The sequence below is a fragment of the Olsenella massiliensis genome (assembly GCF_001457795.1).
Taxonomy (GTDB): Bacteria; Actinomycetota; Coriobacteriia; order Coriobacteriales; family Atopobiaceae; genus Olsenella_F; species Olsenella_F massiliensis.
On record NZ_LN898211.1, the window covers coordinates 606,992 to 631,758 of the forward strand.

General features: G+C 66.1%; 20 protein-coding genes and 5 tRNA genes. 23 read left to right on the top strand and 2 right to left on the bottom strand.

Translation table 11 applies throughout. The annotated features are described in order from the left end of the window. Window positions 1–109 precede the first annotated feature (109 nt). From disA to BN3001_RS06800, 21 genes are all read left to right on the top strand, one after another. A complete protein-coding gene (gene disA / locus BN3001_RS06705; protein WP_058270986.1) occupies window positions 110–1,186 on the top strand; it encodes a DNA integrity scanning diadenylate cyclase DisA in 1,077 nt (358 codons plus the stop codon). After that, on the top strand, window positions 1,183–2,040 hold the full coding sequence (ispD, locus tag BN3001_RS06710) for a 2-C-methyl-D-erythritol 4-phosphate cytidylyltransferase (RefSeq protein WP_082630040.1): 858 nt from the start codon (window positions 1,183–1,185) through the stop codon (window positions 2,038–2,040). The genes disA and ispD overlap by 4 nt, the downstream gene beginning before the upstream one ends. Then, window positions 2,040–2,543, top strand: a complete 504-nt coding sequence (gene ispF, locus BN3001_RS06715) for a 2-C-methyl-D-erythritol 2,4-cyclodiphosphate synthase (protein ID WP_058270987.1) — start codon at window positions 2,040–2,042, stop codon at window positions 2,541–2,543. The genes ispD and ispF overlap by 1 nt, the downstream gene beginning before the upstream one ends. Then, window positions 2,527–4,011 (top strand): cysteine--tRNA ligase, encoded by a 1,485-nt coding sequence (gene cysS / locus BN3001_RS06720; RefSeq protein ID WP_058270988.1) that lies wholly within the window; start codon window positions 2,527–2,529, stop codon window positions 4,009–4,011. The genes ispF and cysS overlap by 17 nt, the downstream gene beginning before the upstream one ends. Before the next feature lie 7 nt (window positions 4,012–4,018). After that, on the top strand, window positions 4,019–5,029 hold the full coding sequence (gene rlmB, locus BN3001_RS06725; RefSeq protein WP_148362967.1) for a 23S rRNA (guanosine(2251)-2'-O)-methyltransferase RlmB: 1,011 nt from the start codon (window positions 4,019–4,021) through the stop codon (window positions 5,027–5,029). Next, entirely contained in the window at window positions 5,016–5,609 is a 594-nt protein-coding gene (locus BN3001_RS06730; protein ID WP_058270989.1) for an NYN domain-containing protein, read from the top strand. The genes rlmB and BN3001_RS06730 overlap by 14 nt, the downstream gene beginning before the upstream one ends. A gap of 54 nt (window positions 5,610–5,663) precedes the next feature. Then, window positions 5,664–5,739: transfer RNA gene (locus tag BN3001_RS06735), tRNA-Thr, on the top strand. Between the two features lie 202 nt (window positions 5,740–5,941). Next, window positions 5,942–6,025, top strand: a tRNA-Tyr gene (locus BN3001_RS06740). 1 nt (window position 6,026) lies between these two features. After that, window positions 6,027–6,102 (top strand) — tRNA-Thr (locus tag BN3001_RS06745). 25 nt (window positions 6,103–6,127) lie between these two features. After that, window positions 6,128–6,204 (top strand) — tRNA-Met (locus tag BN3001_RS06750). An 80-nt stretch (window positions 6,205–6,284) separates the two neighbouring features. Then, entirely contained in the window at window positions 6,285–7,490 is a 1,206-nt protein-coding gene (gene tuf / locus BN3001_RS06755) for an elongation factor Tu (RefSeq protein ID WP_058270990.1), read from the top strand. A 275-nt stretch (window positions 7,491–7,765) separates the two neighbouring features. Continuing rightward, a complete protein-coding gene (rpmG, locus tag BN3001_RS08245) occupies window positions 7,766–7,915 on the top strand; it encodes a 50S ribosomal protein L33 (protein WP_082630080.1) in 150 nt (49 codons plus the stop codon). Between the two features lie 14 nt (window positions 7,916–7,929). Further along, window positions 7,930–8,005, top strand: a tRNA-Trp gene (locus tag BN3001_RS06760). Between the two features lie 70 nt (window positions 8,006–8,075). Continuing rightward, window positions 8,076–8,453, top strand: coding sequence for a preprotein translocase subunit SecE (gene secE / locus BN3001_RS06765; RefSeq protein ID WP_058270991.1), 378 nt, complete (start codon window positions 8,076–8,078; stop codon window positions 8,451–8,453). Continuing rightward, window positions 8,446–8,997, top strand: a complete 552-nt coding sequence (gene nusG, locus BN3001_RS06770) for a transcription termination/antitermination protein NusG (RefSeq protein WP_058270992.1) — start codon at window positions 8,446–8,448, stop codon at window positions 8,995–8,997. Before secE ends, nusG begins: the two co-directional genes overlap by 8 nt. A gap of 87 nt (window positions 8,998–9,084) precedes the next feature. Beyond that, window positions 9,085–9,513 (top strand): 50S ribosomal protein L11, encoded by a 429-nt coding sequence (gene rplK / locus BN3001_RS06775; protein WP_058270993.1) that lies wholly within the window; start codon window positions 9,085–9,087, stop codon window positions 9,511–9,513. A 76-nt stretch (window positions 9,514–9,589) separates the two neighbouring features. After that, window positions 9,590–10,297: a 50S ribosomal protein L1 gene (gene rplA / locus BN3001_RS06780; protein WP_058270994.1), complete on the top strand. Its 708-nt coding sequence runs from the start codon at window positions 9,590–9,592 to the stop codon at window positions 10,295–10,297. 290 nt (window positions 10,298–10,587) lie between these two features. Then, window positions 10,588–11,106 (top strand): 50S ribosomal protein L10, encoded by a 519-nt coding sequence (gene rplJ / locus BN3001_RS06785; RefSeq protein WP_058270995.1) that lies wholly within the window; start codon window positions 10,588–10,590, stop codon window positions 11,104–11,106. Window positions 11,107–11,215: 109 nt separating this feature from the next. Beyond that, complete coding sequence (gene rplL / locus BN3001_RS06790; RefSeq protein WP_058270996.1) at window positions 11,216–11,596, top strand: 50S ribosomal protein L7/L12; 381 nt, start codon at window positions 11,216–11,218, stop codon at window positions 11,594–11,596. A gap of 353 nt (window positions 11,597–11,949) precedes the next feature. Further along, entirely contained in the window at window positions 11,950–15,450 is a 3,501-nt protein-coding gene (gene rpoB, locus BN3001_RS06795) for a DNA-directed RNA polymerase subunit beta (protein WP_058270997.1), read from the top strand. 5 nt (window positions 15,451–15,455) lie between these two features. Then, window positions 15,456–19,955 (top strand): DNA-directed RNA polymerase subunit beta', encoded by a 4,500-nt coding sequence (locus tag BN3001_RS06800; RefSeq protein WP_058270998.1) that lies wholly within the window; start codon window positions 15,456–15,458, stop codon window positions 19,953–19,955. A gap of 603 nt (window positions 19,956–20,558) precedes the next feature. Here BN3001_RS06800 and BN3001_RS06805 read toward each other — a convergent pair. Then, the gene (locus BN3001_RS06805; RefSeq protein ID WP_058270999.1) at window positions 20,559–21,563 is read right to left on the bottom strand and encodes a GGGtGRT protein; all 1,005 of its coding nucleotides are present in this window, start codon (window positions 21,561–21,563) and stop codon (window positions 20,559–20,561) included. A gap of 19 nt (window positions 21,564–21,582) precedes the next feature. After that, on the bottom strand, window positions 21,583–22,275 hold the full coding sequence (locus tag BN3001_RS06810) for an iron-sulfur cluster assembly scaffold protein (protein ID WP_058271000.1): 693 nt from the start codon (window positions 22,273–22,275) through the stop codon (window positions 21,583–21,585). Between the two features lie 404 nt (window positions 22,276–22,679). Between BN3001_RS06810 and BN3001_RS06815 the strand changes: the two genes are divergently transcribed. Both BN3001_RS06815 and BN3001_RS06820 read left to right on the top strand, forming a co-directional pair. Beyond that, window positions 22,680–23,642, top strand: coding sequence for an alpha/beta fold hydrolase (locus tag BN3001_RS06815; protein ID WP_058271001.1), 963 nt, complete (start codon window positions 22,680–22,682; stop codon window positions 23,640–23,642). Window positions 23,643–23,726: 84 nt separating this feature from the next. Further along, window positions 23,727–24,665: a DMT family transporter gene (locus BN3001_RS06820; protein ID WP_058271002.1), complete on the top strand. Its 939-nt coding sequence runs from the start codon at window positions 23,727–23,729 to the stop codon at window positions 24,663–24,665. Window positions 24,666–24,767: the final 102 nt, after the last annotated feature.

The following is a 24,767-nucleotide window of genomic DNA, read 5'->3' on the forward strand; positions in this document are numbered from 1 at the left end:
GGCTCTGGCGCAACGTCGCATGCGGCAGACCCATGAGCGCGGGTGATACACTGTCTGTGACAGTCCGGCCGGCCCGCGACGCGGGTCGGCCTCTTTTAAGGAGAGCCACATGGAAGACGCCCGGCCGACGCAGGAGACGAGCGACGTCAAGGAGCGCCTGCGCGACGCCATCAAGAAGACGGCGCCCGGCACGGCCCTGCGTCACGCCCTCGACATGATCATCGCCGGCCACCTGGGCGCCCTCATCTGCATCGGTGACTCCGACAACGTCATCGACGCGGGCGACGACGGCTTCAAGCTCGACATATCGTTCACGGCAAACCGTCTCTTCGAGCTGTCGAAGATGGACGGCGCCATCGTCATCGACAAGGACCTCACCCAGATCCTGCGCGCCAACTATCACCTCAACCCCGACCCCTCGCTGCCCACGACCGAGACGGGCATGCGCCATCGCACGGCGGCGCGCATGAGCCTGCTCACCAAGGCGACGGTCATCTCGGTCTCCGAGCGACGCCAGGTGGTCACGGTCTACATCGGGGGCGAGGGGCATCAGCTCAAGTCGGTGCCCGAGCTCATGAGCAGCGTCAACCAGCTGCTCGTCTCCATGGAGAGCACCCGCGGCAGGCTCGACCGCGCCCTGCTGCGCCTGACGACGCTCGAGCTTGACAACTACGTGACCCTCGCGGACATCACCGAGACGATCTATCTCTTCGAGATGCTCACGACCGTCTCCGCCGAGCTCGAGAGCCTCGTCCTGCAGCTGGGCAGCCAGGGCAAGTCGATCGAGATGCAGCGGGAGGAGCTGCTGGGCAACACCTCGGACGACTACACGCTGCTCTTGCGCGACTATGCGCGTGACAACAGCGAGGCAAACGCCGCCGCCATCCGTCGCGAGCTGCACGGCACGGACAACGCCGACCTGCGCTCCGCCAAGGGCGTGGCGGAGCTTCTGGGCTATGAGGAGATGACCGAGGACGCCATCCTGCGTCCCTTGGGCCTGCGCACGCTCTCCAACGTCTCGGTGGTGCGTAAGGGCATGGCCGACAAGATCGTCGACGAGTTTGGCTCGCTGCAGACGCTGCTCGACAACATCGAGAGCAATCCCGAGCGCCTTGACGACGTGGGGGTCAAAAATCCCAGCATCCTGGCAGACAGCCTCTATCGGATGTGGGGCAAGCGCGCATGAGCGCCCAGGGCTGCGCCCGCGTGCTGCCGCAGCGCCTGAGGGCCTCCGGCGCGACGCCCGACACCACCGCCGTCATCCTTGCCGGGGGCGTGGGCGCCCGCTTTGGCAACCCCCGAGGCAAGCAGTACGTCGACCTCTGCGGTCTGCCCGTCGTCGCCTGGTCGCTTTTGGCCTTTGACCGGGCCCCCTCGGTAGGTCGGCTGGTGCTGGTGGTGTCCGACGAGCGCGACGATGAGGTCAGCGACCACGTGCTTCCCAGCGTCTCGCTCGCCAAGCCCCTGACGCTGGCTCGCGCGGGATCGACGCGCCAGGACTCGGTCTACTCGGGCCTGCAGGCCGCCGACGACGCCCTGCCCTACGTCGCCGTGCACGACGCCGCCCGACCCCTCGTCGACGTGAGCGCCATAGAGGGATGCATCGCCTGCCTGCGCGAGGGCCAGGGCCTGGCCGGGGCCATCTGCTGCGCGCCGGTCACCGACACGCTCAAGCTGGTGGAGGGGCGCTCCATCATCGCGACGCCGGACCGCAGCCTCTACCGACGTGCGCAGACGCCCCAGGTCTTCAGCCTCCGCCGTCTCAGGGAGGCTCACCGGGCCGCGCGCGCCGACGCCTACCTGGGCACCGACGACGCCTCGCTCGTGGAGCGCCTGGGCGGCAGGGTCGCCTGCTTCCCGTCGAGCGCCGCCAACATCAAGGTCACCGTCCCCGAGGACTATCTTGTCGCCCAGGCGCTCATGAGGGCTCGCCTCATGGGCGAGGGGTGCGGCATCGACGCGGCGACGTTGGTCGCCTGGGGCGACGAGCAAGGCCCCGCCGCGCTCGACCGTGACGCCGAAAAGGGGGGCGGGCGCTGATGCTGCGCATTGGCCATGGTTTTGACGTGCATGCCTTTGCCGAGGGCAGGGACCTCGTCCTGGGCGGGGTGCGCATCCCCGCGCCGCGCGGGCTTCTCGGGCACTCCGACGCCGACGTGGTGACCCACGCGCTCATGGACGCGGTGCTGGGGGCCATGCGCGCCGAGGACATAGGGCAGCTGTTTCCCGACACGGACCCCGCCTATGAGGGCGCCGACTCCTGCGAGCTGCTGCGCCAGGTCGCCGGCCTCGCTCGCGACAGGGGCTATCGCATCCTGGACTGCGACTGCACCATCGCCGCCCAGGCGCCCCGCCTCGCGACGCATCGTCTCGCGATGCGTCGCGCCCTCGCCGGCGCCCTGGGCATAGACGTCGAGAGCGTGGGCGTTGCCGCCACCACCACGGAGCACCTGGGCTTCGTGGGCCGCGAGGAGGGCATCGCCGCGTGGGCCGTGGCGCTGCTCGAACAGGACGAAGGAGGAGCTCATGCTCATTTACAATAGCCAGACCCACCGCAAGGAGGAGTTCGTTCCCCTTGAGGAGGGCAAGGTCCGCATGTACGTGTGTGGCCCCACGGTCTACGACCAGATTCACATAGGCAACGCTCGCACGTTCGTCTCGTTTGACGTCATCCGTCGCTACCTGTCCTACAAGGGCTACCAGGTGACCTTTGCGCAGAACCTCACGGACGTGGACGACAAGATCATCAATCGCGCCAACGAGGAAGGGCGCTCGGCCTTTGAGGTGGCCGACGAGTACTCCGCCGCCTTCATAGAGCAGATGCACCGCTTCAACGTGCTCGACCCCGACATTCGCCCGCGCGCCACGCGCGAGATCGACGCCATGCAGGAGATGATCGCGTCTCTCATAGAGCAGGGAAACGCCTATGTGGCCCATAACGGCGACGTGTACTTCTCGGTGCGCTCCGACCACGACTACGGCACGCTGAGCGGTCGCGACCTCGACCAGCTGCGCGCCGGCGAGCGCGTGGAGGTCAACGACGAGAAGCGCGACCCCTTTGACTTTGCCCTCTGGAAGGCGGCCAAGCCCGGCGAGCCCAGCTGGCCCAGTCCCTGGGGCGACGGCCGTCCCGGCTGGCACACCGAGTGCTGCGCCATGATCCACCGCTACCTTGGCACGCCCATCGACATCCACGGCGGCGGCCAGGACCTCGTCTTTCCCCATCACGAGAACGAGACGGCCCAGGCGAGCTGCGCCTGGCACGCGCCGCTGGCCAAGTTCTGGATGCACACCGGCATGCTGCGCGTGGACGGCGAGAAGATGTCAAAGAGCCTGGGAAACTTCCATACGCTCAGGGAGGTCCTCGACAGGTACCCCGCCGACGCCGTTCGCCTCCTCATGCTCCAGACGCACTATCGCTCGTCGCTCGACTTTCGCTTTGACCTGCTCGACGGGTCGGTGGGCAACGTCGCGCGCCTGGCGAGCTGCGTGCGCAACCTGCGCTGGGCCTCAAAGAACGCCCCCCAGGACGGCGTCTTCAACGAGGCGGACCGCGCACTCTCGACGGCGGCCAAGGAGGCGCAGGCCGAGTTCACACGCCAGATGGATGACGACTTCAACACGTCCGGAGCCCTGGCCGCCGTCTTTGGCCTGGTGAACGCCGCGAACAAGTACCTTGCCTCCGTGGGGGGTGACCTTGCCACGGCCGCCTGCCTGCGCGCCGCCGACACGATTCAGGAGCTGATGGAGGTCCTGGGCATAGACCTCGCGGCGTCGGCTGCCGCCGACGAGCTTCCCGCCGAGCTCGTGGGACTCGCTCGCGAGCATGCCGGCTATGGTGGCGCCGACGCCCAGGAGGCGGCGGAGGCGCTGCTCAAGGCTCGTGCCGTCGCGCGCGCCGACAAGAACTGGCCTGTCGCTGACGCGATTCGCGACGGCATCGCGGCGCTGGGCCTGGTCGTCGAGGACACGGCCGCCGGCGTCCGCCTGCATCCGGCGGAGAGGGGGTAGGTCGCCCATGGCGCGCGGACATCACGGACCCGCCGGACAACGAGGGGAGGCCCGTCCCAAGGCCGTCCGGCAGGGCGCCTCCAAGTCGGGCAAGAAACCGGGTTCCAGGCTCGGAGGGGGTCGCGGTCCCGGAGGCCCTCGCGACGCCGACGCGCGCCCGGCGCGTCCGGAGGGGTCGGGACGCGGCAGGAAAGATCGCCCTCGTCAGGGCGGCCGCCGTCCGGAGGGGCGGCGGCCCCATGATGCGCCGGCGGGAGGCCTCATCGAGGGCCGTCGGGCCGTCGCCGAGGCGCTCGACGCCAAAATCCCGTTGAGACGCGCCCTGGTCCAGGGCGGCGCGGACGGCTCCGACGCCACGCTCGCTCGCCTCGTCAGCCGCCTCGCGGCCGCCGACGTCCCCGTGCAGGCCGTCTCCCGGGAGCGTCTTGACGCGATGAGCTCCCATGGCGCCCATCAGGGCGTCGTCGCGCAGGCGGCACCCTTTGCCTACGCCAGCCTGTCGGACGTCATCAAGGCGGCGGGACCCAAGGACGCGCTCGTCGTCCTGCTGGACCATGTGACCGACGAGGGCAACTTCGGCGCCATCGTCCGCTCCGCCGAGGTCGTCGGGGCCGCGGGCGTCGTCATCGCCAAGGCACGCGCCGCTGGCGTGGGCGTGGGCGCCTACAAGACCTCGGCGGGCGCCGTCATGCACCTGCCCATAGCGCAGGTCTCCAATCTCGCCGCGGCCATCGACCAGCTCAAGGATGCCGGCTTCTGGGTGTGCGGCGCCACGGAGCACGCGCCAGACGAGGTGTGGTCGGCGCCGCTCTCGGGCAGGCTCTGCCTGGTCATGGGCAGCGAGGGCGCGGGCATCTCGCGGCTGGTGCGCGAGAGCTGCGACTTTGAGTGCCGCCTTCCCCAGCGCGGGCGCGTCGAGTCGCTCAACGTGGCCCAGGCCACGACCGTCCTGTGCTACGAGTGGCTGCGTCGCACCATGGCCGCCGCAACAGAAAGGGGCGCGGATGTCCAGGCATGACGCGCCGGCGGCGCCTCTCTCGCCCCAGGCCCAGGCACGGCGCACGTCCGCCCAGGGACGACGCGAGCTTTTGGTGGTCGACGGCTATAATGTCATCTTCAAGGGCGGCCGATACGCCAGCCTCATGGACGAGGACGCCGACGACCCCTTCGTGCGCGCGCGTGAGCTGCTCATCTCTGACGTGGCGGCCTATGCCCATGGTCGCTACGACGCGGTCGTGGTCTTTGACGCGGCGGGCAACGTCTCGCCCGAGCGCCCCAACCTCTCCCGCGCCGGCATCGGCGTCATCTTCTCGGCACGGGGCGAGACGGCGGACGACGTCATCGAACGCCTCGTCACGGGCGCGCGCCTGCAGCCGCGCGAGGTGAGCGTCGTCACGAGCGACAACACGATTCGTGCCACCGTGGGCGGCGTGCCGGTGACGCGCATCTCGAGCGACGTGCTCGTGCACGACGTGGGCGAGATGAACGCCGACATGAGACGTGCGTGCGAGGAGCGCGGCCACCAGCGGCTCACGCTTGCCGATCGCCTCGACCCGCGGACGCGTGCCAGGCTTGACGCGCTGCTGGGCAGGGGCTAGCGGGCGCCCGCACATTGCGCCTCCCAGGAGGGGTTTGCTATCATACCTAGGCCCGCTGGTGTAGCTCAGTTGGCAGAGCCCTAGTCTTGTAAACTAGTTGTCGCCGGTTCGAGCCCGGCCACCAGCTCCAGGAATTTTTGCGGGTCGGCGGCAAGTGCCGTCGGCCCGCATTCGCATTCCGCCGTCTACGTGGGTTTGTGCAGTATTCATGGGATAGATACGCCCGGATGCGTGGATTCGGTTGACATGACTTGACCCACGTCGTACTATTTCTCCGCTCGCATGGGAAACCCATCGGAAATACGGGTCCCGGCGAGCCTGACAACCGAAATGGGGATGTGGCACAGCGGCAACTGCGGCGGACTGTAAATCCGCTCCCTCTGGGTTCCTTGGTTCGAGTCCAAGCATCCCCACCACGCCCGTGTAGCTCAGTCGGTAGAGCACTTCGTTGGTAACGAAGAGGTCACCAGTTCAAATCTGGTCGCGGGCTCCATTTCGCCTTGTCGGGAACGGCACCCGCCGGTGTAGCTCAGCTGGTTAGAGCACGCGGCTCATACCCGCGATGTCACTGGTTCGAATCCAGTCACCGGTACCACGAATCTTACGGCGCCTCGGCGCCGTTTGAGATATGTAGCAGCAGGATGGCCTGAGGGTTGTTTCAGAAGGAGGACGGCAATGGCCAAGGAGAAGTTCGATCGAAGCAAGCCGCACGTAAACATCGGTACCATTGGTCACGTTGACCACGGTAAGACCACCCTTACCGCCGCCATCACCAAGGTCCTCTCCGAGACCGAGGGCTGCAAGGCTGACTACACCGCCTTCGAGAACATCGACAAGGCCCCCGAGGAGCGTCAGCGCGGCATCACCATCTCCGTCTCCCACGTGGAGTACGAGACCTGGGAGCGTCACTACGCTCACGTTGACTGCCCCGGCCACGCAGACTACGTCAAGAACATGATCTCCGGTGCCGCCCAGATGGACGGCGCGATTCTGGTCATCGCTGCTACCGACGGCCCCATGGCCCAGACCCGCGAGCACATCCTGCTCGCCCGTCAGGTCGGCGTTCCCTACATCATCGTCTTCCTGAACAAGTGCGACATGGTCGACGACGAGGAGCTCATCGACCTCGTCGAGATGGAGACCCGCGACCTGCTCTCCGAGTACGACTTCCCCGGCGACGACACCCCCATCATCCGCGGCTCCGCCCTCGGCGCCCTCAACGGCGAGCAGAAGTGGGTTGACTCCATCGTCGAGCTCATGCACACCGTCGACTCCTACATCCCCACGCCCGCCCGTGACAACGAGAAGCCCTTCCTGATGGCCATCGAGGACGTCATGACCATCTCCGGCCGCGGCACCGTCGTCACCGGCCGCGTCGAGCGCGGCGAGCTCAAGCTCAACGAGCCCGTCGAGATCGTGGGCATCAAGAAGACCCAGACGTCCACTGCCACGGGCATCGAGATGTTCCGCAAGACCATGGACTTCTGCGAGGCCGGCGACAACGTGGGCGTGCTGCTGCGCGGCATCAAGCGCGAGGACGTCGAGCGTGGCCAGGTCCTCTGCAAGCCCGGCTCGGTTACCCCCCACAGCAAGTTCACGGGCGAGATCTACGTCCTCACCAAGGACGAGGGCGGTCGTCACACCCCGTTCTTCTCGGGCTATCGTCCGCAGTTCTTCTTCCGCACCACTGACGTGACCGGCGACATCCAGGCCCTCACCGACGCCAACGGCGCCAAGGTCGAGATGGCCATGCCTGGCGACCACGTGACCGTCACCTGCGAGCTCATCCACCCCATCGCCATGGAGCAGGGCCTGCGCTTCGCCATCCGCGAGGGCGGCCACACCGTCGGCGACGGTCGTGTCTCCACGATCACCGAGTAGGGGTCTCGCGTAACACTGGCATGTGGGCCCGGCGCCTTCTGTGAGGGCGTCGGGCCTTTTTTGGGCGCGTCGGCAACATGCCAGGCGATCGCCACAGTGCTGGAAAGGCCGCCAACATGCCAGGCCGATCGCCGGAATGCTCGGCCGTCTGCTGGTTTTGTCGAGGATTGAGTTTGACCATCTTGATGGTTGACAGATAAAACCAACGAATGGTAGCGTATTTCGTTGCGTCGCTGGCAATGTGGTATTGCCCGCGACAGACCACGGGAGGTTTCATGCGTACAATGGTTACTCTCGCCTGCACCGAGTGCAAGCGTCGCAACTACACCACCTATAAGAACAAGAGCAACACTCCTGACCGTATGGAGCTCAAGAAGTATTGCCCGTGGTGCCACAAGCATACCGTTCACAAGGAAACCCGCTAAGCTAGGTTTCTCACACGCCAGTAGTTCAATTGGTAGAGCATCGGTCTCCAAAACCGAGTGTTGAGGGTTCGAGTCCTTCCTGGCGTGCCAGCTAACACCACCGGCTTTCCCTTCGGGGTTGGCCGGTTTCTATGAAGAGGGATTATCAAGAGGGGCAGGAATGGCAAAGAAAGAGCGACAGAAGAGAAGCGCTCGCCAGGCGCGCCAGCAGGAGCGGGCGGAGCGCGCGTCACTGCAGGCCGCCACCCTTGACGCCACGCGGGGGGCTGCCGACAAGGGCCCCCTCAAAGCGCAGGCGAAGCGGGGCGACAAGCTTGCCAAGGCCAAGAAGCCCGGCCGCGTGCGCTCGTACCTCTCGGCGGTCCGCTCCGAGCTCAAGCGCGTCACCTGGCCCACCCGTCCCGAGCTCGTCAACTACTCCGTCGCCACCATCGTCATGCTTGTGGTGGTGGGCGTTGCGGTCTGGCTCGTCGACCTTGGGTTCGTCAACCTCTTCAATCTGTATACCGGGCTGAGGGCGGTGATTGGCAATGGCTAAGCGCTGGTATGTGGTTCACACCTACTCGGGGTACGAAAACAAGGTCAAGACCGACCTCTTGCAGCGCATCGAGACCTATGGCATGGAAGAGCGCATCGTTGACATCCAGATTCCCACCGAGCAGGTGACCGAGATCAAGGACGGCGGCAAGCGCGAGACCAAGGAGGTCAAGGTCTTCCCGGGCTATGTGCTCGTTCGCATGGAGCTGGACGACGAGACCTGGAGCGTCGTGCGCAACACGGCCGGCGTCACCGGCTTCGTGGGCTCGCAGGGAAATCCCGTCCCCTTGCGCCGCTCCGAGTTCAACAAGCTCATGGGCCGCAGCACGGGCGCCAGCCCGCGCGACGCCAAGCGCGCCACGATGACCACCAACCTTGAGGTCGGCATGTCCGTCAAGGTCATCAGCGGCCCCCTTGCCGACTTCGAGGGCGAGGTCGCCGAGGTCATGCCCGAGGCGGGCAAGGTCAGGGTCATGCTCATGATCTTCGGTCGCGAGACGCCCGTGGAGCTTACGCTCGACCAGGTGAGCGCGACGCTCTCGTAAGCGATTACCCCCAGTCCCGTATCGGTGAGGATGGCTTCTCGGGACTGCGCACGATACCGACACACACGTTCGATCAAGGAGTCCACCATGGCCAAGAAGAAGGTCGTCAACTTCATCAAGCTTCAGATCCCCGCCGGCGCGGCCAACCCGGCCCCTCCCGTGGGACCCGCCCTGGGCGCCGCGCAGGTCAACATCATGCAGTTCTGCCAGGCCTTCAACGCCGCGACCAAGGACAAGGCCGGCGACATCATCCCCGTCGAGATCTCGGTCTACGAGGACCGCTCCTTTGACTTCGTCACCAAGACGCCCCCCGCGGCCCAGCTCATCAAGAAGGAGCTCAAGCTCAAGAGCGGGTCGGGCGTCCCCCAGCGCGACAAGGTCGGCCAGCTCACCCAGGAGCAGCTCACCAAGATCGCCGAGATCAAGATGCCCGACCTCAACGCCAACGACATCGAGGCGGCCAAGAAGATCGTCGCCGGCACCGCCCGCTCCATGGGCGTCACGATCGCCGAGTAACCTCAGCATCTCGAGGGAGGGTCTGCCGTGGGAGGCGGCCCGCTGAACCTCGCAACTACCTTCAGGAGGTACGAACATGCCCAAGCACGGAAAGAAGTACAACGCCGCCCTCGAGAAGGTCGAGCGCGGCACGCTCTACAGCCCCCTGGCCGCCATGAGGCTCGTCAAGGAGCTCGCCTCCGCCGGCTTTGACGAGACCGTCGAGGTCTCCGTCCGTCTCGGCGTTGACACCCGCAAGGCCGACCAGAACGTCCGCGGCTCCATCAGCCTGCCCCACGGCACCGGCAAGAGCGTGCGCGTCGCCGTCTTCGCCGAGGGCGAGAAGGCGCGCGAGGCCGAGGCCGCCGGCGCCGACATCGTGGGGTCCGACGAGCTCATCGCCGACATCCAGGCCGGCAACATCAACTTTGACGCCGTCGTCGCGACGCCCAACCTCATGGGCAAGGTCGGCCGTCTCGGTCGCGTCCTCGGCCCCCGCGGCCTCATGCCCAACCCCAAGCTCGGCACCGTGACCATGGACGTCGAGAAGATGGTCAAGGAGCTCAAGGCCGGTCGCGTCGAGTATCGCGCGGACCGCTACGGCATCTGCCACGTCCCCATGGGCAAGGTGTCCTTCCCTGCCGAGAAGCTTGCCGAGAATTACGGCGCCCTCTTCAGCGAGCTGCTGCGCGTGAAGCCCTCGACGGCCAAGGGCCGCTACGTCAAGTCCGTCGCCGTCTCCTCGACGATGGGGCCCGGCGTCAAGATCGACTCGAGCGTGACGCGCAACTTCCTGGACGAGTAGGGCCCGTCGCGCGCGTATCGCACGTCTATTGACGCGGCGCCCCATTGCTGCGACAATATAGAACTGCCCTTGCGGGCAACCTGACAACTGCACGTCCGCTGCCAGAGACAGCCGGTGCCCGACGGCCACGAGGTCCGACGGCTCAAAGGGGATGTTCCCGCCTGCCGAGGTGGTTCAGAGCTTCTTGTGACTCTGTGACCCCGTCCTGGCACGCCAGGGCGGGGTCTTGCGCGTAAAGGCCCGCCCATGTCGGCGGTTCGTGCCCGAGCGTGCCAAAGGAGGTGTAACTCATGCCCAACAAGAACAACATCGCCATGCTCGAGAAGGTCGCGGACTCCCTGGAGCACTCCAAGGGCGTCTTCGTGATCGACTATCGCGGGCTCTCCGTCAAGGAGACCCAGGAGCTTCGTCGTGCCCTCACCGAGGCTGGCGCTCACATGAAGGTGTACAAGAACAACATCGTCAAGATCGCCCTCAAGAACGCCAACCTTCCCGAGATCGACAACCTCGAGGGAACCTGCGCCTACATCTTCTTCGAGAGCGACCCGGTGAACGCCGCCAAGGTCATCAAGAAGGAGGCCGAGGCCCTCAAGAAGATCGAGTGGGTCGGTGGCATCGCCGACGGCAACGCCCTCTCTGCCGACGAGGCGAAGGCCTACGCCGACCTGGCTGGTCGCGACGAGCTCATGGCCCAGCTGGTCTACGTGGTCGCCAGCCCCCTCAGGGGCATCGCGTCCGTCTGCGCCGGCCCCGCCCGCGGCCTCGTCACGGCCCTGGACGCCCTCGCGGAGCAGAAGAACGCCGCGTAGGCATCACGCACGCAGGAGGGTCAGCCCCTCACGCGTCACGGCACCACCCGTACGTTTGCTTGATCACCGCTAGGGAACCGCACGGTTCCCCCATCAAAGGAGAATTGACATGGCTGTCACCAAGGATGAGATCATCGAGGCCCTCAAGGAGATGCCCGCCCTCGAGCTTTCCGAGCTCGTTCACGAGCTGGAGGACGTCTTCGGCGTCTCCGCCGCCGCCCCCGTCGCCGTCGCCGCAGCTCCCGCTGCCGGTGCCGCCGCCGCCGAGGAGGAGGAGAAGACCAACTTCGACGTCGAGCTGACCTCCTTCGGCGCCAACAAGATCGCCGTCATCAAGGTCGTCCGCGCCCTTACCTCGCTTGGCCTGAAGGAGGCCAAGGAGGCCGTCGAGGGCGCTCCCAAGGTCCTCATCGAGGGTGCCAAGAAGGAGGACGCCGAGGCCGCCAAGAAGCAGCTCGAGGAGGCCGGCGCCGAGGTCACCCTCAAGTAGTCTCGCGTTCATGGTCGTGCGGGGGCTGGGCCGGAAGGTCCAGCCCCTTTTTGTCAGCGCCCAGGCCGCCGGGACGCAAGACGGTCCGCCGGGCCGCGGGACGTCCGCGCGCCGGCTCCCGCCACCTTGCCACGGCCTGCAGTCGTCGCATCTTTCGCGAGGGGGGACGTCTGGTCAGCATCACAGCAGCTACACAATCTGTTTTACGAAAATGCAGGTAGAAGCCGCAGGGCCTCTCATAGTTCAACTGAGCGCAATTGTCAAGACGTTATATTTGACCGGGGGGGAGAGTTTAGTTACTTTATTAGATTGCGACAACTGCCGCTGTATCACGTTTAAGGAGGAAGTGCCTGGTGCCTACCACAAAGTCTTCCAATGCCGTCCCGGAGAAGCGCGAGCGCATGAGCTTTAGCAAGATTCCGGCCGCGATGGAGCTCCCCAACCTCATTTCCGTGCAGAAGGAGTCATACGAGCGCTTCATGGGGGAGGGACTCGCGGAGTCGTTTGCGGAGTTCTCGCCCATCGAGGACGCCACCAAGACCATGGAGGTCTCCTTTGGCGACCACATGTTCAGCGACCCCCCCGAGAGCATCGCGAGCTGCGTGGCCAAGGACTTCACGTACAAGGCACCCCTGCTGGTGAACGTGCGCTTCACCAACAAGGCCACGGGCGAGATCAAGGAGCAGCTCGTCTTCATGGGCGACATCCCCCTGATGAGCGATCGCGGCACCTTCATCATCAAGGGCATCGAGCGCGTCGTCGTCTCGCAGCTCGTCCGCTCGCCCGGCGTCTACTTTGCCAGCGAGCTTGACAACGGCGTCCAGGTGCATCGCGTGCAGTTCATCCCCGCCCGCGGCGCCTGGCTCGAGTTCGAGGTGGACAAGCACGGCCATCTTGTCGTGTCCATCGACCGCAAGCGCCGCCAGAGCGCGACGGTCCTGCTGCGCGCCCTCGGCATCGCCGAGAGCGACGACGACATCCTGAACCTGCTGGGCGACTCCGAGGTCGTCCGTTCCACGGTGGAGCGCGACGTCGCCACCAACCGCGACGACGCCCTGCTCGAGATCTATCGTCGTCAGCGTCCGGGCGAGCCTCCTACCAGGGACAACGCCGCCTCGCTGCTGGAGGGCCTCTACTTCAACAACCAGCGCTACGACCTCGCCAAGGTCGGGCGCTACAAGATCAACAAGAAGCTCGCGCTTGACATCGACCCGACGTGTCGCGTCCTCACCAACGAGGACGTCGTCTCGGCGCTCCAGTACCTGCTGGCGCTGCACGAGGGTGACGCCACCAAGACCGTGGACGACATCGACCACTTTGGCAACCGCCGCATCCGCACGGTGGGGGAGCTCGTCCAGAACCAGTTCCGCGTGGGCCTGACCCGCATGGAGCGCGTCATCCGCGAGCGCATGGTCTCCCAGGACCCCGACGACATCACGCCCAACTCCCTGATCAACATCCGTCCCATCGACGCCGCCATCAAGGAGTTCTTTGGCTCGTCTCAGCTGTCGCAGTTCATGGACCAGGCCAACCCGCTCTCGGGCCTCACGCACAAGCGTCGTCTCTCCGCCCTGGGGCCGGGCGGCCTCGCCGGCCATAAGTCGGGCTCCAGCCGCCGCACCAACGTGCCCACGGCCGTCCGCGACGTCCACAACTCGCACTACTCGCGCATGTGCCCCATCGAGACCCCGGAAGGCCCCAACATCGGCCTCATCGGCTCGCTGGCGCTCTATGCCCACGTCAACGACTACGGCTTCATCGAGGCGCCCTATCGCAAGGTCGAGAAGGGCCGCGTGACCGACCAGATCGACTGGATGACCGCCGACGAGGAGGAGAACCACGTCATCGCCCCCGCGACGACTCCCGTGGACCCCAAGACCGGTCGCTTCGTCCGCGTCAACTCCGCAGGCAAGACCGTCGCGGCGAACCACGTCATCGCGCGCACCAAGAACTTTGACGGCAGCTTTGGCGCCCCCGCCCAGGTGGAGGTCAGCGAGGTTGACTACATGGACGTCTCGCCGAGGCAGCTGCTCTCCGTGGCCGCCAACCTCATCCCCTTCCTCGAGCATGACGACGCCAAGCGCACCCTCATGGGCGCCAACATGCAGCGCCAGGCCGTTCCCCTGATCAGGAGCAGCGCGCCGTTGGTGGGCACCGGCCTCGAGCGCGCGGCCGCCCAGGACTCCGGCGAGCTCATCTGCGCCAGCGCGGCGGGCGTCGTGACCGAGGTTGACGCCGCGCACGTCGTCGTCACCTCCGACGAGACCGGCGAGCAGGTTCGCTACGACCTTCCCAAGTTCCAGCGCTCCAACCAGAGCACCTGCATCAACCATCGCCCGCTGGTGCGCAAGGGGCAGAGGGTCCAGAAGGGCGAGCCCCTCACGGACAGCACCTCCGTGGACAACGGCGAGCTGGCCCTGGGCGCCAACCTCACGGTGGCCTACGTGCCCTGGGAGGGCTACAACTACGAGGACGGCATCGTCGTCTCCGAGCGCGTCGTCCAGGAGGACCTCCTCACCTCCATCAACATCTCGAAGTACGAGACCGAGGCGCGCGACACCAAGCTCGGGCCCGAGGAGATCACCCGCGAGATTCCCAACCAGTCCGAGGAGATGCTCGCCAACCTCGACGACGACGGCATCATTCGCATCGGCGCCGAGGTGGGCCCCGGGGACATCCTCGTGGGCAAGGTCACGCCCAAGGGCGAGACCGCGCTGACGGCCGAGGAGCGCCTCCTGCGCGCCATCTTCGGCGCCAAGGCCCACGACGTCCGCGACACCTCGCTGAGGATGCCGCACGGCGCCTACGGTCGCGTCGTCGACGTCGTGCACTTTAGCCGCGACGAGGGCTCCAAGCTCTCCCCGGGCACCAACGACCAGATTCGCGTCTTCGTGGCCCAGCGTCGCAAGATCCAGCAGGGTGACAAGATCGCCGGCCGTCACGGCAACAAGGGCGTCGTCTGCAACGTCCTGCCCGTGGAGGACATGCCCTACATGGCCGACGGCACGCCCGTCGACATCCTGCTCGACCCCCTGGGCGTCCCCTCCCGCATGAACGTCGGCCAGCTCATGGAATGCCACCTTGGCTGGGCCGCCGCGCACGGCTGGGACACCGAGAGCGCGGACTCCGACCGCATCGTCGAGGGCAACATGCTCGTCGCGACGCCGCTCTTTGACGGCGCCACGGACACCGAGGTCGAGGAGGCCCTGCGCCGCTCCAACATCAACCTCATGAACAAGGCGCGCCACGAGTATGGCAAGCACATGCGCGAGGAGTTCGTCCCGCAGCTCACCAAGGGCAAGATGACGCTCTATGACGGTCGCACCGGCGAGGCGTTCAAGAGCCCCATCACCGTGGGCACGAGCTACATCCTCAAGCTGGGCCACATGGTGGACGACAAGATCCACGCCCGCTCCACCGGCCCGTACAGCCTCGTCACGCAGCAGCCGTTGGGCGGCAAGGCCCAGTTTGGCGGCCAGCGCTTCGGCGAGATGGAGGTCTGGGCCCTCTACGCCTACGGCGCCTCCAACGTCCTTCACGAGATGATGACCATCAAGTCCGACGACACCACCGGTCGCGTCAAGACCTACGAGTCCGTCGTCAAGGGCGAGAACGTGCCGGCGCCGGGCATCCCCGAGTCCTTCAAGGTCCTCGTCAAGGAGATTCGCTCCCTCGCCCTGGACATCAAGCCCATCAAGTACCGCAACGACGTCAAGCCTGCCGCCCCCGCGGACGAGCCCGAGCAGAGCGCCGTCGAGGTCCTCACCGACGGGCTCAACGACATCGTGGGAGATCTGACGGAGGGCCTCGCCCTTGAGGACCAGGCACCCGATCTCATCGACACTAAGGAGTAGCGAACGTGGCAGATTTCGATACCACCGATTTCGACGCGATCAAGATCTCGCTTGCGTCTGCCGACGAGATCCGCAAGTGGTCGCGGGGCGAGGTAAAGAAGCCCGAGACCATCAACTACCGCACGCTCAAGCCCGAGAAGGACGGCTTGTTCTGCGAGAAGATCTTTGGTCCCTCCAAGGACTGGGAGTGCTCGTGCGGCAAGTACAAGGGCATCAGGTTCAAGGGCATCGTGTGCGAGCGCTGCGGCGTCGAGGTGACGACCGCCAAGGTGCGCCGCGAGCGCATGGGCCACATCGAGCTTGCGGCCCCCGTGAGTCACATCTGGTACTTCAAGAGCCCCACGAGCTTCCCGCTCTCGCGGCTGCTTGACATCAAGACCAAGGACCTCGAGAAGATCCTGTACTTTGCGAGCTACGTGATCACCTCCGTGGACAGCGAGGCCCGCGAGGCCGACGCCGACGTCCTCAAGGAGGAGCTCGCCGCCGACCTCGAGGAGCTTGACGCTGAGCGCGACGACGAGGTCACGCGCCTGCGCGAGCAGGGCGAGCCCGCCGAGGGCGAGCTCGAGGGCATCGAGCCCCTCTCGGAGGACGAGATTCGCGCCGGCATCGTGGACCTCGAGGAGGAGTACGCCGAGGAGAAGCAGCTCCGCAGGGATGCCTTCGACAAGTTCATGTCGCTCGAGGAGCGCGAGCTCATCTCGGACGAGAGCCTCTTCACCGAGATGAAGCGCTACTACTCGCTCTACTTCAAGGGCGACATGGGCGCCGAGGCCGTCCGCGACCTGCTGCGCGGCGTCGATCTTGCCAAGGAGGCCGAGGAGCTGCGCTCCATCGTCACCTCGCCCGACTCGCAGAAGCAGAAGCGCGAGAAGGCCGTCAAGCGCCTTGAGATCGTTGACGCCTTCCTCAAGGGCGGCAACAACCCTGCCGACATGATCCTGGACGTCATCCCCGTCATTCCGCCCGACCTGCGACCCATGGTGCCCCTCGACGGCGGGCGCTTTGCGACGTCCGACCTCAACGACCTCTATCGTCGCGTGATCAACCGCAACAACCGCCTCAAGCGCCTTCTTGACCTTGACGCCCCGGCGATCATCGTCAACAACGAGAAGCGCATGCTCCAGGAGTCCGTTGACGCCCTCTTTGACAACGGCCGTCGCGGACGCGCCGCCACCGGCCGCGGCGGGCGCACGCTCAAGTCGCTCGCCGAGTCGCTCAAGGGCAAGCAGGGACGCTTCCGCCAGAACCTCCTGGGCAAGCGCGTCGACTACTCCGGGCGTTCCGTCATCGTCGTGGACCCCACGCTCAAGCTGCACCAGTGCGGCCTGCCCTCGGCCATGGCGCTCGAGCTCTTCAAGCCCTTCGTCATGCGCCGCCTCGTTGACCTCCAGGAGATCGGCAAGCTCAAGATTGACAACATCAAGGCCGCCAAGCGCGCGATCGACCGCCGGGCCCCCGAGGTCTGGGACGTCCTCGACGAGGTCATCAAGGGGCGTCTCGTCCTGCTGAACCGCGCCCCGACCCTGCACCGCCTCTCCATCCAGGCCTTCGAGCCCATCCTGGTCGACGGCGAGGCCATCCACCTGCACCCGCTGGTCTGCGCGCCCTTCAACGCAGACTTTGACGGCGACCAGATGTCGGTTCATGTGCCCCTCTCCACCGAGGCGCAGACCGAGGCCCGCGTGCTCATGCTCTCCACCAACAACCTGCGCTCGCCGGCGTCCGGCAAGGTGCTGACGATTCCCTCCCAGGACATGATCATCGGCGCATACTTCCTGACGACCCACAAGGACGGCGTGCCGGGCGAGGACCGCGTCTTTGCGAGCTTTGACGACGCTCTGCACGCCTACGACTGCGCCGAGGGCGCCGGCGCCGACGACGCCAACGCCCTGGACATCCAGGCGCAGATCCAGGTGCGCGTCTCGGCCCGCGACGCCAACGTCGAGCTGGACGGCAGGAAGGTCTTCCGCGTCCGCAACGTGGGGGGCGAGGTCGTTGACATCGACGTGACCGACCGCCCGCAGCGCTTCACGACGACGGTGGGCCGCATCATCCTCAACCGTCGCTGCCTGCCCGAGGACTATCCCTTCATCAACTACAAGATGGCCAAGAACGACATCTCCAAGTTGGTCAACGACTGCTGCGACCGCTACTCCACCGCGCAGATCGAGACGATCCTTGACGCCATCAAGCAGACGGGCTTCCACTACGCCACCATCGCCGGGCTTTCCGTCTCGGTGTGGGACGCCATCATCCCCGAGGACAAGCCCGAGCTCATTGACGACTCGCAGGGCAAGGTCGACCAGATCAACCACCTCTATGAGGAGGGCGAGCTTGACGAGCTCGAGCGCCACGGCGAGGTCGTCAAGGTCTGGACCAGCTGCGCCAACGCCCTGGGCGAGAAGATGCTGCAGGGATTCAGCGAGGACAACCCCATCTTCATGATGGCCGACTCCGGCGCCCGTGGCTCAAAGACGCAGCTCAGGCAGCTTGCCGGCATGCGCGGCCTCATGGCCGACATGTCCGGTGACACCATCGACCTGCCCATCAAGGCGAACTTCCGCGAGGGCCTCCAGCCCCTGGAGTACTTCATCTCCACCTACGGAGCGCGCAAGGGCCTGGTTGACACCGCGTCGCACACCTCCGACTCCGGCTACCTCACGCGCCGCCTGGTCGACGTCGCGCAGGACGTCATCGTCCGCGAGGAGGACTGCGGCTCCGACGAGGGCGTGACCTACGAGCTCACCAAGATCGAGGACAAGAAGCGCGTCCGCAACATCGACCTCATCGGGCGCTGCGCGCTCAACGACGTCGTCGACCCCCAGACGGGCGAGGTGCTCATCGCCAAGGACGGCTACATCGAGTCCGAGGCCGACATCGACCTGCTGCTGTCGCACGGCCTCCAGAAGGTCGAGCTCAGGGCCCTTCTCACCTGCAAGTCCAAGTACGGCGTGTGCCAGAAGTGCTATGGCTGGGACCTCTCCACGAGGCGTCCCGTCAACATCGGCGCCTCGGTGGGCATCATCGCCGCCCAGTCCATCGGCGAGCCCGGCACGCAGCTCACGATGCGCACGATTCACTCGGGCGGCGTCGCCGGCGCCAGCGACATCACGCAGGGCCTCCCCACGGTCGCCCGCATGTTTGACGTCGTCGGCAACGTCAACGAGAAGATCCTGGGCCGCGAGGCCGACCTCGCGCCCGACACCGGCATCCTCCAGGTGACCACCGAGGGCGCCGAGAGGACCCTGCGCATCCTGGACGCCGACGACCGCTCGCGCGTCCTGTCCGAGTGGAAGATTCCCGCCTCGGTCAGCTTCATGCCTCGCATCGACGAGGTCATCAAGGACGAGGAGGCGGCCAACGAGGTCGAGGTGCACGCCGGCGAGCAGATCACGAGAGGCTTCGTGAACTTCCGCAAGCTTCGCAAGCTCACCGACATCGAATCCACGATGCACACCTTCGTGGGCTCGGTCAAGGACGTGTACACCTCGCAGGGCGTGGACCTCAACGACAAGCACATCGAGGTCATCGCCCGCCAGATGCTCAGGCGCGTCCAGGTCACGAACCCTGGAGACTCCACCTACCTCCTGGGCCAGTACGTCGATCGCTACGTCTTTGCCGAGACCGTGCACAACATCACCCTTGCGGGAGGCACTCCGCCCGAGGCCGAACCCGTCATCCTCGGCACGCTCAAGGTCGCCAGCTCCATCGACTCGTGGCTCTCGAGCGCGTCCTTCATCAGGACCGCCGGGGTCCTCACCGAGAGCGCCATCAAGGGCGAGGTCGACCACCTGCTCGACCTCAAGAGCAACGTCATCGTGGGCAAGAAGATTCCGGCGGGCACGGGGCTGCACGCCTACGACACCGTTGAGCTCACCTACAACGGCGAGAAGCTCACCGGCATCGCCAAGGCCGACACCAAGCCGCTGCCCGAGTCCGCGCCCGACTTCCTCAAGACGGTCGAGGAGCAGCTGCCCAAGAAGGCCGAATGGATCGACGGTGACTACGGCTACGGCGGGTACTCCAAGAACGGCCGCACGCTCACGAGCGACGAGGCCAAGCTCTATCTGTACGACGACCTCGAGGTTTCGCAGCGCTGGACCAACAAGTTCAGCGAGGTGGGCATCGAGACCGTCGGCGACCTCATCGGCAAGACCGAGGAGGACCTGCTGCGCATCGACGGCATCGGTGCGAAGGCCATCGAGGAGCTGCGTGACGGCCTTGAGGCGCACAACCTGCTGTACATCCTGGAGCCTGACGAGGACGAGGCTGACAGCGAGGACCTCTCGCAGCTGCTCAACATGGTGTTCTCGCCCGACGCGGGAAGCGACGTCATGCTCGGCGCCGCCGCCCCCTCGACGCACAGCTCCGATGACGAGCTCATCGGCGCCATGGCGTCCTCGACGGGCGGCGACCAGGTCATCAACGAGGACCTGGGGTCGCTGCAGGACCTGCTCTCGCAGGTCGAGAAGGGTGACGACGGGGAGTCCGAAGAGGAGTAACCTCGTGTCAGGTCGTCGTAGGCCTTCCGACTAGTTTTTCTCAGGACCCGACGACGGGACGCGTCCCGTCGTCGGGTCCTTGTCTGCATGACGCCGCCCAAAAGGCCAGCTGCGGGGGTCATACCCGGGCGCTTCGTCTGCCTGGCGAGGCGCCTTCTGCTTGAAGGGACGTGCGGTATGCAACGTCTATCGGGCTGGGTGGCGTAAAGTCGGCATTACTCGACCATTTTTCCCGAAATCGACAGAAAAAGTGCGAGTAATGCTGACTCGGTCCGCCTCCTCAAAATATGACGTGCATACTTTCAAGTTTTATATGCATATGAAAGGGTGGTATGACGTCCAGGGGCAACGTTGGCGCACGGCATGCTGCCCACGACCGAGTCCCACGGCTCATGACCCACGATTCATGGCACATAACCCACGGTTGACACCTGCGGCCCACAACGGCGACGGTCGCTGCAACACATTGTTTGGCGTTGGTTGCGGCACAACCCTGGGCACACACAAGTCCGCCGCCCTAAAGGGCGGCGGACAGCTGGAAAACTCATGTGCACGGACGCTCCTGCAGACGTGGCGCACGCGTACGTCGTCACAAGCCCGACGTTACTTGCCAAGCGCCTGCTCAACGGCGACGGCGCAGGCCACGGTGCAGCCGACCATGGGGTTGTTGCCCATGCCGATGAGGCCCATCATGTCCACGTGTGCGGGCACGGACGAGGAGCCGGCAAACTGCGCGCTCGAGTGCATGCGCCCCATGGTGTCGGTCATGCCGTAGGAGGCGGGGCCGGCGCCCATGTTGTCCGGGTGCAGGGTGCGGCCGGTGCCGCCGCCGGAGGCGACGGAGAAGTACTTCTTGCCGGCGAGCACGCGCTCCTTGAAGTAGGTGCCGGCGACGGGATGCTGGAAGCGCGTGGGGTTGGTGGAGTTGCCGGTGATGGAGATGTCAACGTTCTCCGCCCACATGATGGCGACGCCCTCGCGGACGTCATCGGCCCCGTAGCACTTGACGGCGGCGCGCGGACCGTCGGAGTAGGCGATCTCCTCGACGACCTTGAGCTCGCCCGTGAAGTAGTCAAACTGCGTCTTGACGTAGGTGAAGCCGTTGATGCGAGCGATGATCTGCGCGGCGTCCTTGCCAAGGCCGTTCAGGATGACGCGCAGGGGCTTCTTGCGGGCCTTGTTGGCGTTGTTGGCGATGCCGATGGCGCCCTCGGCGGCCGCGAACGACTCATGGCCGGCCAAAAACGCGAAGCACTCGGTGTCCTCGCCCAGGAGCATGGCCCCCAGGTTGCCGTGGCCCAGGCCCACCTTGCGGTCCTCGGCGACGGAGCCGGGGACGCAGAAGGCCTGCAGGCCCTCGCCGATGGCCGCCGCGGCCTCGGAGGCGGTCTTGGTGCCCTTCTTCACGGCGATCGCGCAGCCCAGGACATAGGCCCACTTGGCGTTCTCGAACGCGATGGACTGGATGTCCGCCGTGATGTCGTAGGGGTTAAAGCCAAGGTCGGTGCAGATCTTGAGGGCATCCTCCAGGTCAGCGATGCCGTACTGCTCGCACGCCTTGGTGATCTTGTCGATGCGGCGCTCGTAGCCTTCGAACGTAACTGCCACTATGCTCAGCTCCCTTCTTCTACTCTTGGCGCGGGTCGATGACCTTGGCGGGGTTGTCCCACTGGCCATAGCGGCCCATGGCGTCGTCAACGGCCTGCTTGGGATCGACGCCCTTCTTGATGGCGTCAGTGAACTTGCCCAGGTTGAGGTACTCAAAGCCAATGATCTCGTTCTGTGCGTTAAGGGCCAGGTGGGTGATGTAGCCCTGCGTGAGCTCCAGGTAGCGGGCGCCCTTCTCCTTGGTGCCGTAGGTGGTGCCCACCATGGAGCGCAGGCCCTTGCCAAGGTCGTCAAGGCCGGTGCCCACGGGCAGCCCGTCCTCAGAGAAGGCCGTCTGGGTGCGACCGTAGACGATCTGGAGGAAGAGCTCGCGCATGGCCACGTTGATGGCGTCGCAGACGAGGTCGGTGTTGAGCGCCTCGAGGATGGTCTTGCCGGGGAGGATCTCGGCGGCCATGGCGGCGGAGTGCGTCATGCCCGAGCAGCCGATGGTCTCCACCAGGCACTCCTCGATCACACCCTCCTTCACGTTGAGGCTGAGCTTGCAGGCGCCCTGCTGGGGAGCGCACCAGCCCACGCCATGCGTGTAGCCGGAGATGTCAGAGATCTCCTTGGCCTGGACCCACTTTCCCTCCTCGGGAATGGGCGCAGGTCCGTGGTATGCGCCCTTGGCCACCGGGCACATCCGTTCCACTTCTGCGGAATACTGCATGATTCTCCTCTCCACCACGTTGGGCGCCGCGGTCCCATTCCGCAGGCGCACGTCTTCGGTGTTGCCGGCGCATCTGCGCAGCACCCCCATTTTACGGCACAAAGGGCGGTCGGGCCGGGGCGAGGGACAAGTTTCCGCTCACCAAGGCAGCCGGTCGCCGCGACGGGCGAGGGCGAGACGGGCGGCAGTCGGTCGCCGCGACGGGCGGTCACTGCGACGGGCGGCAGGCCGCCGCGACGGACGACCATCCCTGCCCTGCGCCGACCCCCCACGTGGGAGAGGGGTGATCGTCCGCCGAGAGCGCCATCTGCCTGCTGGGGGGTGGCGGCCACAGATCGGGCGGGCGGCGCAGGGCGCCACAAGGACATACTTCTTGTCGGTGGGCCACGGGAGGGAGCATTGCCATGTCGGGCATGGGTTGCACCGAGAACGTCGAGTTTTCGTCAACGGACGGCTCAAGCGTCATCCACGCCACCATCTGGTGGCCGGCGCTCGATTTGAAAGAGACGCCCCGCGGCGTCGTGCTGCTCGTGCATGGCATGGCCGAGCACATCTCGCGCTATGACGAATTTGCCCGTCATCTCTGCGGGCATGGCTTTGTCGTGGCCGGGCACGACCAGCTGGGCCACGGCAGGTCGTGCGACCCGTCCCGCTGGGGCTGCCTGCCGCTTGCAAACGGCGGCGAGCTGCTCATTGGTGACGTTGCCAAGCTCAGGGCCAGCATGGACGAGCGCGTGTCGCCCGAGCTCCCGCGCTTCGTCTTTGGTCACTCCCTGGGCAGCTTCATCACGCGCTGTTACATCTCGCGGCAGGGGGAGGGCCTGGCCGGCGCCGTCATGTGCGGAACGGGCACGGTCACCGCAGGCCTGGCGCGGGCCACCCGCGGCATCTGCAAGGCCGTCGCCCTCGTGCGCGGCGAGGACCATCGCTCCGCGTTCGTGGACTCCCTGGGCGTCGGCGCCTATGCCAAGGCCATCGCCGACCGGCGGACGGACCTCGACTGGCTCTCGTACGACCGGGACAACGTCGATTGCTACATTGCCGACGAGGCCTGCGGCTTCACGTTTTCGGTGGGCGGCTATGCGACGGTGGGGGCCCTCGCGGGCGAGGCCTGCAGCGCCTCCTGCGCGGCCAAGGTTCCCCACGATCTGCCGCTGCTCTATATCGCCGGCGACGGCGACCCGGTGGGAGGCAACGGCGCGGGCGTGCGGGCGGCGGCCCAGCTGGCGCGCGACGCGGGATCAACGGACGTCACGTGCACCATCTACGAGCACATGCGTCACGAGATTCTCAACGAGGCGGATCGAGGGCGAGTCTATGACGACGTCGTCTCCTGGCTCATGGCGCACATGCCGCACGAGACCTGACGGCCTCGGAAGCGCGCGCCGCACGGGGCGGCCTGCGCGACGGCGTGCCCGGCACGCCGCGCCGAGGGTGGTAAGCTGTTCCTTATGAGATTTTTTTCCAACATCCCCGTGTGGGCCTACGAGCTTGCCATCACCTTGTCCGCCATGATCTGGGGCGGGTCCTTTGTGGTGCTCAAGGGAGCCGTCAACGCCATGCCCCCCGGCTGGCTGCTCGCGCTGCGCTTTGCCGCCTCGTCGCTGGTTGTCGCGGTCGCCTTTCGCGCTCGCGTGACCGGGAGCCTCGACGGCAGCCATCTGCTCGCCGGCGTGCTCGTCGGCCTTCCCCTGGGCGTGGGCTACCTCATCCAGAACATTGGGCTCATCGAGATCTCGCCAGGTCGCAACGCCTTTCTCACGGCCACCTATTGCGTCATGGTCCCGTTTCTCAACTGGGCGGCGACGCACGTCCGGCCCAGGGCCAACAACCTGCTTGCCGCGCTGGTCGTGCTCGCGGGCGTGGGCCTGCTCTCGATGGACGGCGAGCTGGGCCCCTCCCTCTCGCGCGGAGACCTGCTCACGCTTGCCTCGGCGCTCATGTTTGCCACCAACATCGTGCTCGTGGGGCGCCTGGGCAGCGCCCATGACGCGGTGACCATCACCGTGGTGTCTTTGGCCACGTCGTCGCTGGTGTGCCTAGGCTACGCGCTGCACGCCGAGGCCCTGCCCGCGCCTGGGGCCTTGCCGCTGGGGTTCTGGGGACAAATGCTATACCTGGTGTTTCTCTCCACCATCTTTGCCACGCTCGCCCAGAACGTGGGGCAGCGTCACGTTGACCCCTCAAAGACGGCCCTGCTGCTCTCGCTGGAGAGCGTGTTCGCCGTGCTGTTCAGCGTCATCTTCTACGGGGAGCTCCTGACGCCGCGCCTGGTGCTGGGCTTTGCCCTCATCTTTGCTGCCGTGCTGGTGAGCGAGCTCATGGTGCCGCGCGTGCGCGAGCGATCCGCGGACCCCGTTGCCGAGTCGTCCGATAGGGGCCGCAGGTGATTTCCGAGGTCGCGCTGAGCAGGTCATGTCGGCCGGCGGTCTTCAGTCGTGGGCGCATCATAGCGCGGCGTCCCGGTCGTATCTGGCGGCGCGAGGTACGGT

Bases quoted from the DNA above. Each gene is read 5' to 3' on its own strand.
- disA (WP_058270986.1), top strand. From the start codon at position 110: ATGGAAGACGCCCGGCCGACGCAGGAGACGAGCGACGTCAAGGAGCGC.
- BN3001_RS06730 (WP_058270989.1), top strand. From the start codon at position 5,016: ATGTCCAGGCATGACGCGCCGGCGGCGCCTCTCTCGCCCCAGGCCCAG.
- BN3001_RS06815 (WP_058271001.1), top strand. From the start codon at position 22,680: ATGTCGGGCATGGGTTGCACCGAGAACGTCGAGTTTTCGTCAACGGAC.
- ispD (WP_082630040.1), top strand. From the start codon at position 1,183: ATGAGCGCCCAGGGCTGCGCCCGCGTGCTGCCGCAGCGCCTGAGGGCC.
- tuf (WP_058270990.1), top strand. From the start codon at position 6,285: ATGGCCAAGGAGAAGTTCGATCGAAGCAAGCCGCACGTAAACATCGGT.
- rlmB (WP_148362967.1), top strand. From the start codon at position 4,019: ATGGCGCGCGGACATCACGGACCCGCCGGACAACGAGGGGAGGCCCGT.
- rplA (WP_058270994.1), top strand. From the start codon at position 9,590: ATGCCCAAGCACGGAAAGAAGTACAACGCCGCCCTCGAGAAGGTCGAG.
- rplK (WP_058270993.1), top strand. From the start codon at position 9,085: ATGGCCAAGAAGAAGGTCGTCAACTTCATCAAGCTTCAGATCCCCGCC.
- secE (WP_058270991.1), top strand. From the start codon at position 8,076: ATGGCAAAGAAAGAGCGACAGAAGAGAAGCGCTCGCCAGGCGCGCCAG.
- BN3001_RS06810 (WP_058271000.1), bottom strand. From the start codon at position 22,275: ATGCAGTATTCCGCAGAAGTGGAACGGATGTGCCCGGTGGCCAAGGGC.
- cysS (WP_058270988.1), top strand. From the start codon at position 2,527: ATGCTCATTTACAATAGCCAGACCCACCGCAAGGAGGAGTTCGTTCCC.
- rplL (WP_058270996.1), top strand. From the start codon at position 11,216: ATGGCTGTCACCAAGGATGAGATCATCGAGGCCCTCAAGGAGATGCCC.
- BN3001_RS06820 (WP_058271002.1), top strand. From the start codon at position 23,727: ATGAGATTTTTTTCCAACATCCCCGTGTGGGCCTACGAGCTTGCCATC.
- rplJ (WP_058270995.1), top strand. From the start codon at position 10,588: ATGCCCAACAAGAACAACATCGCCATGCTCGAGAAGGTCGCGGACTCC.
- nusG (WP_058270992.1), top strand. From the start codon at position 8,446: ATGGCTAAGCGCTGGTATGTGGTTCACACCTACTCGGGGTACGAAAAC.
- rpmG (WP_082630080.1), top strand. From the start codon at position 7,766: ATGCGTACAATGGTTACTCTCGCCTGCACCGAGTGCAAGCGTCGCAAC.
- ispF (WP_058270987.1), top strand. From the start codon at position 2,040: ATGCTGCGCATTGGCCATGGTTTTGACGTGCATGCCTTTGCCGAGGGC.